Origin of the sequence: Photorhabdus sp. RM96S (genome assembly GCF_042879335.1) — a bacterium.
Lineage (GTDB): Bacteria > Pseudomonadota > Gammaproteobacteria > Enterobacterales > Enterobacteriaceae > Photorhabdus > Photorhabdus kayaii.
In genome coordinates this window covers 1-10,626 of the sequence record NZ_JBHFKT010000069.1, presented here as the reverse complement: position 1 = coordinate 10,626, position 10,626 = coordinate 1, and the positions used below count along the sequence as shown (strand labels likewise).

Below are 10,626 nucleotides of genomic sequence, written 5' to 3'. Positions count from 1 at the left end.
GTAATAACATGACTGAGCACATGCTGTATCAGTTATCGGTAGATAATCAAAAAGATATCTTAGCGGCAGGAAAAGGGGATAAAGCTGCGGAAGAGCGCGTCATTGCGCGGCGGGATGCCGCGATTGCCGTCACCGCAGTGGCGGCGGGCGGCTACGCGCTGGTTTATGGCGGTCAGATACTGATTGCTGCCTCGGCTGAAATGGCAACGGCAGGGCGTGTTGCGCTTGAAGGCTGTAAAACCAATCCGGCGCTGTGCCTGAATAACGTGGGCATTTTTGTCGCTGATGCGGTTGCGCCAGAAGCGGCGGTTGGGACCGGCGTTTTGGCTGCGGGCACGGTAAAAGTATTAGGTAGCACCAAAGAAGGTGCCAAGAATCTGGCAGAAGGATTGAGTCATGCCTCAAACCCGCTGTTAAAAAATGCTAAGCCTGATACTGATGCTGTAGCTAGTTTGATCGAAAATGAGAAGTTGTATGCTGGAAAGGGAACGACAACTGTTACATACCCTGATGGCATGAGTTTTCAGATTAATCAGCCGAAGCATTTAGCAACTGTAGATGGATTTACCCAAAAATCAGGAATTGCGGGCGGGCACAATGCAGATGCTTTTTATGGTGTTGTAAAAGACAAAGGAATACAAATCGTCAGTGAAACGCCTACTGGTGTTAATGGAATAATGCATATCGAATATAGAGTACCTGCTAAAGATGCTTCTGGGAATTTTACAGGAACTTACAAAGGTAATGGTTCAAAACCATTTGAAAAGACTATCTATGATCCCAAAATTTTTACTGATCAGAAAATGTTGGAGTTAGGTCAACAAGCTGCTGTAAGCGGTTATAAACAAGCTATAGCTAGAGGTCAACAAGCATATGATGCTACAGCAGATGGTGTTACATTCAGGGTATATATTGATAAGAAGACCGGTGGGATAAGTAATTTCCATCCAAAATAGGACATAATAAATGAAATTTTTATTTGAGCTACCTTATGATCATTCTAATTTTGACTGGATCATAAAAAGCTATTTTGACCTTATGTATAATGACGAGCATTTTTTAGATGCCGTAGAAAATATTGTTCAAAAAGAATCTTTTATGTTAGATGGTGTATATTGCTTTTTCCCTGACGTGAATAGTGAAGATGAATATTTTGAAGGTGTTCAGTTTGCTGTTGGTTATCCGCCAACTGATGAAGATACAATAACAGTCAGTGAAGAAACCTGTTATCACTATGTCAGATTAGCTGGTGAAAAGTATCTTGAGCTTCATCCAGAAGATACAGATAAGGTTAATGAGCTACTGGCAAAAATACCAATATAAAATCAATATGCCCCGGTCATGTGAATTGCACCCCAAAAGTTAGACACTAATTGATTAAGGTGCAGTTCATTCAATCGTGGGCTATATTCTTCTATTTTTATGACAACTGGTTTACCAGCATAAAAACCGAGTTGTTCCAGTCAGAACCCTTTAATAGTGAGTTGAGGTCTGTGCACTGATTAGCTATACCCCGGAAGGTGCTTATAGTGCGGCAAACAGCGCGGAGCTTGTCTATCGAAATAACATGACTGAGCACATGCTGTATCAGTGCGGCAGGAAAAGGGGATAAAGCTGCGGAAGAGCGTGTCATTGCGCGGCAGGATGCCGCGATTGCCGTCACCGCAGTGGCGGCAGGCGGCTACGCGTTGGTTTATGGCGGTCAGATACTGATTGCCGCCTCGGCTGAAATGGCAACTGCAGGGCGTGTTGCGCTTGAAGGTTGTAAAACCAATCCGGCGCTGTACCTGAATAACGTAGGCATTTTTGTCGCTGATACGGTTGCGCCAGAAGCGGCTATTGGGACCGGTGTTTTGGCTGCGGGAACGGTAAAGGTATTAGGTAACACCAAAGAAGGTGCGAAGAATCTGGCAGAAGGATTGAGTAATACCTCAAAACCGCTGTTAAGAAATGCTAAGCCTGATACTGATGCCGTAGCTAGTTTGATCGAAAATGAGAAGTTGTATGCTGGAAAGGGGGCGACAGAATTAGAGAAACCGACTCAAGCTTGGGGAGGTTACTTGGATGCTGAGAAAGCCGTTCAGCAATCAGCGGCAATGAAGCAACAAGTCATGGATGTAAGGGCTGGTTTACCTTCAGCCTTGAGACGAGAAGGTAATGTTGCGGTTGCCAATATTAGTGTAGAAGGTTTGCCATCACAGGTGTCAGCTCATAGCCGAATTGATGCTCCAACACTAGCACAGGCTGCTCAGGACATTGTTGGTAAAAGTAGTGGAATATTCACAACACAAACCTTACCAAATAAAGCTGGAGCAATGATCCCTAGAGCTACTGATTCAGAAGCTAAAATTTTAGATAATATTGCTCAGAAACTTGGTAACAATACATTCGCTAAAGGTACGGTGAATATTTTTACTGAACGACCTGCATGTGCAAGTTGCCTCAGTGTTGTAGATCAGTTCAAGGTTAAATATCCCAATATACAAGTTAATGTATTGGATAATAATGGTATTGTCTTAAGACCACCGAGGAAAAATTAATGGAAGAACGAACCATTTATTCAGAAATTAAAGAATGGCTATTAGAGTCATATTTTATGAGTTGTAGAGATCGTAGGAATAGTGAAGACGGTTGGACACATGAATCGATAGTTGCTGATATTTATGATGGGTATACATCAAGTTTTAACTATCCTATTGAGTATCTAATGCTAGAAGTTGTAGCTTTAGTATTAGTTGGTGGTTGGTATCCTGCTCAAGTGGAATATCACCAAAAAGAAATATCTCGATTATTAACTGAAAATAAGCTTGATAATTTATTAGCTGTTGTACCTAAAGAAGAAGCAGAAGAACTTCTTCATGATATGAATATCCTCAAGCTCATCTGAGTAATGGCCCGGCTTAGAGCCGGGCTATAAGATTTAAATAGCTATGGAAAAATGAGGGCGAATTTTCGCATTATCGAAAATTTCAGATAGCGTGTTGTCGGTCAGGGGGGATTCTGATTTACACAAAAATATGCTGTATCAGTTATCGGTAGATAATCAAAAAGACATCTTAGCGGCAGGAAAAGGGGATAAAGCTACGGAAGAGCGCGTCATTGCGCGGCAGGATGCCGCGATTGCCGTCACCGCAGTGGCGGCAGGTGAACGGTAAAAGTATTAGGTAACACCAAAGAAGGTGGGCGGAAGGGTTGAGTAATACCTCAAAACCGCTGTTAAGAAATGCTAAACCTGATACTGATGCCGTAGCTAGTTTGGTGAAGAATGTATCTACAAAAGAGGCCATAACCCCAGTAGTTACGGCTAAATTAGAAGTGAATGGAAAAATATTTACTGATACGAATCAAACAGCAAGAGCTTCTGAACAGGCAAATGCGAAACAAGGTACTCTAATTGCTGACAGAATTTTGGCAAAAAAAATAGCTAAAGGTAAAGAGTTACCAAACGGTAATATGGCAACTGCTCATGCGGAGATCGGTGCCATCCAACAAGCCTATGATGCAGGTGTTTCAAAAGGTGCTGATTTAAAAATAACAGTAGTAGGAAAAGATGTTTGTGGTTATTGCAAAGGGGATATTGCAGCAGCAGCCGATGTTGCAGGTGCAAAATCAGTTACTGTCAATGCTGTAGATGATATAACTGGTTTACCGAAAACATATATTTGGCAATCAGGAATGAAATCCTTACGGGAGGTTAAATGAATATATACCGAATGAACTTCAAGATGCTTGAGTCGTCAGATATAAAAACATTTAAATTCAACAACATAATCGTTTTTCAAACATGCACTTTGAAGTATCTTGAGTATAGATATGGTTATTGGGGGATTTAGTCTTACATGTTTAGGAGAGAGAGAGCAGCTCTCCCCGGTTATAAAACCTTCTGAACAGGACCTATGTCGATTGTTAGAATATATGCGTGATAGAACCGGTGTATTGACTATAAGGAATAATTTCGCTGATGAATCAGGCCCTTATCAATTATCGTTGTATTCACAAGATAATAATTACCTATTATTATTAAGTGAGTTTGATATAGAAGGTGAACATAATGTAAGAACACCAAATAATGACAATGCCTCTGGAAATTGCGTTGATATTTTAGGTGAAATGCATAGTGATAAAACCTTAGTTCAAAATTTCGATTTTATATATCGCGTATTTAAAGAATTTTTTAACACAGGCAATGTATCAAAAGAACTTCTAAATTAAACAACAATCCCGGCACTATGAGCTGTGCCGGGGCTAAACGGTTCAACGCTCACGCTGTACCTGAATAACGTAGGCATTTTTGTCGCTGATACGGTTGCGCCAGAAGCGGCTATTGGGACCGGTGTTTTGGCTGCGGGAACAGTAAAGGTATTAGGTAATACCAAAGAAGGTGCGAAGAATCTGGCAGGAGAATTGCACAATGCGGGTATGAATACATTGAAGAATGTATCTACAGGTTTGCCAACCCCTCAGGGGTTATCAAAAGAAATTCATCTAGGGCAACAAGGAAAACACATTACAGAGCATAACAACTATATTCCTGGACGTTCTCCATTAGCGGAAGGTGTAGATCCTCAAAAATTACTTAATGGTGTTCACTCAGGTGAATATCCCATCATACGGATGACTCCACGTAATCAACCTATTGTTAATTTTGGTAAACCAATAGGGAAATATGAAGGACAGCCAACAAATTATGGCATTATTCATTATGGAAAAAACGGGGCGCATATTGTTCCAGCTAACCCTATTCAGCATTGAGGTTTTTTATGATGTTAAAAACTATACCAGACGAGTTGTTTATATGGGTGTCAAAAGCTCTTCTTGGAGAAATTTATCCGGCTATCAGAGCAATAGCCGTTGGATTCAATAATGAAAAAAAGCTCCTAACATTAAGATATTATCTTGATCGTGAACCGACAGAGGAAGATTACGAAAGTTTAGATATAGTCATAGCGAATATTTTAGCTCACACATCATCTAATAACGATATTAGAGGTGTAAACGATGAGGTAGTTTTCTCTACAAATCCATTTAGAGATCTTGATAGCTTAAGTGGTTTTATATACATAAGAAGAGAATATTAGAGGTTAATGTAGGTATCGCGATTAACGGCGGCAGTTTTACGGATAATCTGCAAACCGCGCTGTTGAGCAATATTGGTAATCAGATTAATGCGGAAGGCGCCAAACTGATTGGTGATCAGGGGCAGATTCTGGATGTTCCGGGTAAAGCGATTAGCCATGCCGCAGTGTCTGCGCTGGCGGCGGAGATTAGCGGTGGAGATGCTAAAGGGGCGGCAGTGGGCGCATTAGCCGCAGAACTGGCCGCCATCACCTTGGATAAAACCTTTAGCGATCCGATGGCAATTCAGGCCGGTGGTAAAATCATCGGCGGCGCTGCGGGAGCCATTGCAACCAACAGCGCAGAAGGCGCCAACAGTGGCGCCAATGCCGGTGAAATGGTGATTGTCTATAATTCACTGGCACATCTTCTGTCCGCCGCAGAGAAAGAAAAGTCGGGAACACTCAAAACCTACGAGGAAAAGAAGCAAGCTTTTTGTCAGCAGTCACCGGAGGCGTGTAAACAAGCCGGAGGTGTCATCAGTTTTGGTACTGACTTCGTGCCGATTGTCGGAGATATCAAAGGCTTTGTTGAAGCTGAGAGCGCGTTAGATTATCTGGCCGCCGCAGTAGCGATTATTCCCGGTGCGGGAGATGCCGCCGGGAAAACTATCAAGGCGGTAGAGAAAGCCTTACAGAAAGGTGATATTGGGGAAGCTTCCAAACTGCTCAATAAGGCCAGTGATGAAATTACATCAGTCTCACGCCCTAGCCATAGAAAATCAGAAATTGATGTCGGGAAAGATTTGGGGGATGGATGGAATGGTCAGGTTACATTTAAAGAGGGTAAGGAAGTCCCCTATGGAACTAAAGGCAGTGTTCGTCCAGACTGGTGTCAGGGCAATATTTGTAGTGTTGAAGTGAAAAACTATAATATTGCAACGAACAAAAATGGCTTGATTAATAATGTTGCCAAACAGGCGATTGAACGGCAGAAGAATCTGCCAGCAGGAATGGAACAACGGATAGTTATTGATGTTCGAGGGCAAACCGTGTCACTAGAACAGGAGAGGGAAATTATTAAAGGCATTGTTCAAAAATCAAATGGAATTATAGACCCAGCAGTGATCGAATTTAAAGGGTAACTAACATGAAACATATCGGTTTTTATGGTGGTAGTTCTATTGTGGAACTTGGTTCTGTTTCAGAAATGACCCAATTTTTTTCTATTTTAAATGAACAGATACACGATATTAACGATCGAAAAATCTTGTTTCAGTTTTACCAGAAGTATCTTCATCTTTATGAATTAGAAACAGCATCTTCGTTAGTAACACAACTCCAGCAGAAATTATCAAAGGAGCAGAAATGCAGATTTTTTAAATATTTTGAAGGAATAGAGCGTTGTATAAAATCCGCTCAAGTATTTCATGAAGACTGGGGTATTTATAAGCCAGTCAGAATAGTGATAACAGACATGCCTGATTTTATGACAGATAGAGATCGCCCTCTTGAGCAATACGATGCTTTAGGTCCAGATGACCCGCCATTCTGGTTACGTTAAAGAAGTTCTCGATATGCTGAACTGACCAAAAAATTGGACAGGTTACACTAAACAGCTAATGATATCTGAGTCTTGGAATTCTACCGGACTCAGACCATTCAATTTTAAAGGTTTTGTAGAGGCTAAGAGTGCATTAGATTATCTGGCCGCCGCAGTAGCGATTATTCCGGGTGCGGGTGATGCCGCCGGGAAAACTATCAAGGCGGTAGAGAAAGCCTTACAGAAAGGTGATATTGGGGAAGCTTCCAAACTGCTCAATAAGGCCAGTGATGAAATTACATCAGTCTCACGCCCTAGCCATAGAAAATCAGAAATTGATGTCGGGAAAGATTTGGGGGATGGATGGAATGGTCAGGTTACATTTAAAGAGGGTAAGGAAGTCCCCTATGGAACTAAAGGCAGTGTTCGTCCAGACTGGTGTCAGGGCAATGTTTGTAGTGTTGAAGTGAAGAACTATAATATTGCAACGAACAAAAATGGCTTGATTAATAATGTTGCCAAACAGGCGATTGAACGGCAGAAGAATCTACCTGCGGGGATGGAACAACGGATAGTTATTGATGTTCGAGGGCAAGCAATAACTGCCAAGCAAAAAATGCAAATAGTTCAAGGAATAGTGCAGAAATCAAATGGTTCTATAAATTCATCATCCATCAGGTTTAAAACAGAATGAAAAATGTTGGTATACATGCCGCTATGACATTAGCTGAAATAGGCACTGCATCTGATATAAATGGATTTTTCAATTTAGTGGTAACGTTATTGGAACATCGTAATAAAGGGAGTAAGTACCCTTGGGTCACAGAAAATCTCTATCGGCGTTCTTTGAAGTATGAGGAATTATCAAGTGTCAAAAGAGATCTTGACAGTATAGAAAGGTCATTTTCACAGATATCAGCTAAAGGTATTGATTGGATGTCGTTAGGAGTGAACGTAAATAATACGAAATTAAATCTGAAAGGAGAGTCGCTATCAATTGTTTTCAAAAGGCTTTTTAGTGCATTTTCTGAAGCATTAGAATGTACTGAAGTTTATTATCAAGAGCTTAACGAATATATCCCTGTAAGAATAGGTTTTACTGATACACCATATTATATTGATGAGATTAATCGCCCCCTTGAAAAATACGATGCTTTAGGCCCAGACGATCCTCCATTCTGGTTACGTTAAAAAAAGTTCCCGGCTTTGTGAACTGTACTCCAATAGTTGGATACTCAACTGATAAAGGTGCAGTTCATATACCGGGGATGGTGATTGCGGTCGCTGCGGTCACGGCAGGTTCGGGCCTGGCGGCTTGGGCGGGAAGTGGTGCCGTGGGGGCGACGGGAGCCACGGCGAGCGCGGTTTATGGGGCGGCTTATGGCGGAATGATAGGGTTGACCTCACAGGCGGCGGTGGCCTTAGTTGAAAATAAAGGGGATCTTACCAAGACACTGGCAGCCTTAGCGAAGCGCGATGCCGTCAAATCCCTCGTGACCCAAATAGCCGTGGGTGGCGCATTAGGGGGCTTAGACCACACGATGGGCTGGGGAAAATTAGTGGAAGGAAAAGGCGTTGTCGATCCGATAAAAGCGCAGCTTCCTTTATTGAGTGATAATAATTGGAGTCAGGTGGCCCAGCGTGTTGCGGCACAATCCATCGTGAGCTCGACAATAGGGACGGCGATTAACGGCGGCAGTTTTACGGATAATCTGCAAACCGCGTTGTTGAGTAATATTGGTAATCAGATTAATGCGGAAGGCGCCAAACTGATTGGTGATAATGGGGAGGTTTTAGGCCATTCAGGCAAGATATTGAGCCATACGGTTGTGGCAGGCATCAGTGCTGAAATCGCCGGAGGGGATGCCAAAGGGGCGGCTGTAGGTGCTCTGGCGGCTGAATTAGCTGCAATCACAATGGAAAGCAGGCTATTTGAACCGGCGTATAAGAATGAAACCGAGCGACAAATCCATAAACTTCAGGAAGCGCTGACGGGTAATGAAGTTAAGGCCCAGACCGCCAAATTTATCGGGGCGTTGTCAGGCGCTCTGATTAGCCATACCCCGGAAGGCGCTTACAGTGCGGCAAACAGCGCGGAGCTTGTCTATCGTAATAACATGACTGAGCACATGCTGTATCAGTTATCGGTAGATAATCAAAAAGATATCTTAGCGGCAGGAAAAGGGGATAAAGCTGCGGAAGAGCGCGTCATTGCGCGGCAGGATGCCGCGATTGCCGTCACCGCAGTGGCGGCGGGCGGCTACGCGCTGGTTTATGGCGGTCAGATACTGATTGCTGCCTCGGCTGAAATGGCAACGGCAGGGCGTGTTGCGCTTGAAGGCTGTAAAACCAATCCGGCGCTGTGCCTGAATAACGTGGGCATTTTTGTCGCTGATGCGGTTGCGCCAGAAGCGGCGGTTGGGACCGGCGTTTTGGCTGCGGGCACGGTAAAAGTATTAGGTAGCACCAAAGAAGGTGCCAAGGATCTGGCAGAAGGATTGAGTCATGCCTCAAACCCGCTGTTAAAAAATGCTAAGCCTGATACTGATACCGTAGCTAGTTTGATCGAAAATGAGAAGTTGTATGCTGGAAAGGGGGCGACGGGGCAAAATGTAGGAAATCTTGAGCCTGGCAATCCAGCAAGTACAAGCATTCCAAGAAATGGTGATCGTTTAGTTTTAAATCAAGGCCAGCTACCAACGTGCGGACCAAATTCATGTGCAATGATTATGGATACGGCGGGATTGAAATATGATTTAGGGAAGTTAATAACAGATGCAAAAGTTACAGCTAATGGAGCAAGGATGAACGATCTTGCATCTGCAATGCGAAATCAAGGCTTAACGGATGCTAAATTTACATCAAAAATTTCAGTTGAAGACTTAGCTAAAGCTACATCAAACGGGCATCCTGCGATAGTGGCAATGAAGCTGGATCGAGGTGGTCACGCTGTTGTTGTAGACGGTATAACCGTAAGGGATGGTCAGCAAGTTGTGGCGATTAGAGATCCGGCATTAGGAAGACAGTACTTTACTCCAATCAATGAGTTTAAAGAAAAATTCATGGGGCAAGCTATTACAACAAATACGAAGAAATGGTAAGGAATAATAGATGAGTAATAAATTAATTGACAAATCTGATAATGTCACTTCTATTGGATATTTATTTGTCTTTACTAAAAATAATGAATTATCTGGATATATTTCTGAGTCAAATACTATTGAAGAGAGTGAAGAGAGTGAAGAGAGTGAAGAGAGTGAAGAGAGTGAAGAAAATCAGAAAATATTTTTAACAGAAAAAGTTATAAATCAAATAATTGAACAAGATGAAGTGTTTGGTGTTTTGGTTGGAGGGAAATACTTATATTATGCGATGCCGGTTATTTTGACTGATCTAAACTTATCATTGATAGCTAATAAAACTTATTTGGAACAGGGTAGTGTTTTAATTTTATTTGAAGATGAAAATAAGCAGAAGGTTATAATTTAATAAATTATTTTTTATGAGTTCCCGCCTGACTTGAACTGCCCCCGAATGTTAGACAAGCATATAACATTCGGTAGTGTAGTTCACTATGCCAAATTAACGCCGAGGGTGCCGGATTGATTGATGATAAGGGTCAGATTCTGGGTGTCCCGGGTAAAGCGATTAGCTATGCAGCAGGAGCTACTCTTTATCAACTATCCGGGAGTTTAAATGGAGTTTCAGGGAGATTCGAATGGATAATAGATCCGAAACTAGGTAGGGTAAGCCATAGGATGTTTGTTACTGACGGAACAGTGAATAGGGTGCCATCAAAACCATGATATACCCGTTATCTTTCAAGTTGCCTCTTTGTTGGCTACACTCACTCACCCCGGTTACATAGTTCTCTATGCTCCCGGGGATTCGCTCCCTTGCCGTCGCGATCCATCTTGAAATCCATAGGGTATATACCCTGCGCCATTTAATATCTCCAGCCTTATCGCGATTTTCTAGCATTTAATATGACAGATTCCCCATTATCAGGATTAAAAAAACGAATGATGA

At 42.4% G+C, this 10,626-nt stretch carries 16 protein-coding genes; 15 read left to right on the top strand and 1 reads right to left on the bottom strand.

Features of this window, described 5'->3' with window-relative positions; genetic code table 11:
• The 15 genes from ACGF49_RS23445 to ACGF49_RS23375 form a co-directional block, all read left to right on the top strand.
• Nucleotides 1–956, top strand: a 956-nt coding sequence (locus ACGF49_RS23445) for a CdiA family toxin C-terminal domain-containing protein (RefSeq protein ID WP_387493028.1), incomplete at its 5' end; no start/stop codon positions are given.
• Between the two features lie 10 nt (nt 957–966).
• On the top strand, nt 967–1,323 hold the full coding sequence (gene cdiI, locus ACGF49_RS23440) for a ribonuclease toxin immunity protein CdiI (protein ID WP_228902867.1): 357 nt from the start codon (nt 967–969) through the stop codon (nt 1,321–1,323).
• A gap of 344 nt (nt 1,324–1,667) precedes the next feature.
• The gene (locus tag ACGF49_RS23435; protein WP_387493025.1) at nt 1,668–2,540 is read left to right on the top strand and encodes a deaminase domain-containing protein; all 873 of its coding nucleotides are present in this window, start codon (nt 1,668–1,670) and stop codon (nt 2,538–2,540) included.
• Entirely contained in the window at nt 2,540–2,887 is a 348-nt protein-coding gene (locus ACGF49_RS23430; RefSeq protein WP_228902869.1) for a hypothetical protein, read from the top strand. The genes ACGF49_RS23435 and ACGF49_RS23430 overlap by 1 nt, the downstream gene beginning before the upstream one ends.
• A gap of 94 nt (nt 2,888–2,981) precedes the next feature.
• Nucleotides 2,982–3,155, top strand: coding sequence for a hypothetical protein (locus ACGF49_RS23425; RefSeq protein ID WP_271868129.1), 174 nt, complete (start codon nt 2,982–2,984; stop codon nt 3,153–3,155).
• Nucleotides 3,156–3,192: 37 nt separating this feature from the next.
• A complete protein-coding gene (locus ACGF49_RS23420) occupies nt 3,193–3,702 on the top strand; it encodes a hypothetical protein (RefSeq protein ID WP_228902871.1) in 510 nt (169 codons plus the stop codon).
• Nucleotides 3,703–3,801: 99 nt separating this feature from the next.
• Nucleotides 3,802–4,212, top strand: a complete 411-nt coding sequence (locus tag ACGF49_RS23415) for a DUF6911 family protein (protein WP_228902872.1) — start codon at nt 3,802–3,804, stop codon at nt 4,210–4,212.
• A gap of 24 nt (nt 4,213–4,236) precedes the next feature.
• Entirely contained in the window at nt 4,237–4,752 is a 516-nt protein-coding gene (locus tag ACGF49_RS23410; RefSeq protein WP_387493022.1) for a polymorphic toxin type 50 domain-containing protein, read from the top strand.
• Between the two features lie 8 nt (nt 4,753–4,760).
• Nucleotides 4,761–5,078: a hypothetical protein gene (locus ACGF49_RS23405; protein WP_011147750.1), complete on the top strand. Its 318-nt coding sequence runs from the start codon at nt 4,761–4,763 to the stop codon at nt 5,076–5,078.
• Nucleotides 5,079–5,140: 62 nt separating this feature from the next.
• Nucleotides 5,141–6,199 carry a DUF637 domain-containing protein gene (locus tag ACGF49_RS23400; RefSeq protein WP_228902873.1) on the top strand — a complete coding sequence of 353 codons (1,059 nt, stop codon included), beginning with the start codon at nt 5,141–5,143 and terminating at the stop codon, nt 6,197–6,199.
• A 5-nt stretch (nt 6,200–6,204) separates the two neighbouring features.
• Nucleotides 6,205–6,618 (top strand): hypothetical protein, encoded by a 414-nt coding sequence (locus tag ACGF49_RS23395; protein ID WP_036782101.1) that lies wholly within the window; start codon nt 6,205–6,207, stop codon nt 6,616–6,618.
• 58 nt (nt 6,619–6,676) lie between these two features.
• Nucleotides 6,677–7,291: a hypothetical protein gene (locus tag ACGF49_RS23390; RefSeq protein ID WP_228902874.1), complete on the top strand. Its 615-nt coding sequence runs from the start codon at nt 6,677–6,679 to the stop codon at nt 7,289–7,291.
• A complete protein-coding gene (locus ACGF49_RS23385; RefSeq protein ID WP_036774132.1) occupies nt 7,288–7,788 on the top strand; it encodes an Imm70 family immunity protein in 501 nt (166 codons plus the stop codon). The genes ACGF49_RS23390 and ACGF49_RS23385 overlap by 4 nt, the downstream gene beginning before the upstream one ends.
• Nucleotides 7,789–7,805: 17 nt before the next feature.
• Complete coding sequence (locus ACGF49_RS23380; RefSeq protein ID WP_387493017.1) at nt 7,806–9,698, top strand: DUF637 domain-containing protein; 1,893 nt, start codon at nt 7,806–7,808, stop codon at nt 9,696–9,698.
• A 10-nt stretch (nt 9,699–9,708) separates the two neighbouring features.
• A complete protein-coding gene (locus ACGF49_RS23375; RefSeq protein ID WP_271868369.1) occupies nt 9,709–10,086 on the top strand; it encodes a hypothetical protein in 378 nt (125 codons plus the stop codon).
• A gap of 276 nt (nt 10,087–10,362) precedes the next feature.
• Here ACGF49_RS23375 and ACGF49_RS23370 read toward each other — a convergent pair whose 3' ends face one another.
• Nucleotides 10,363–10,578, bottom strand: a complete 216-nt coding sequence (locus ACGF49_RS23370) for a hypothetical protein (RefSeq protein WP_271868371.1) — start codon at nt 10,576–10,578, stop codon at nt 10,363–10,365.
• Between the last annotated feature and the right edge of the window lie 48 nt (nt 10,579–10,626).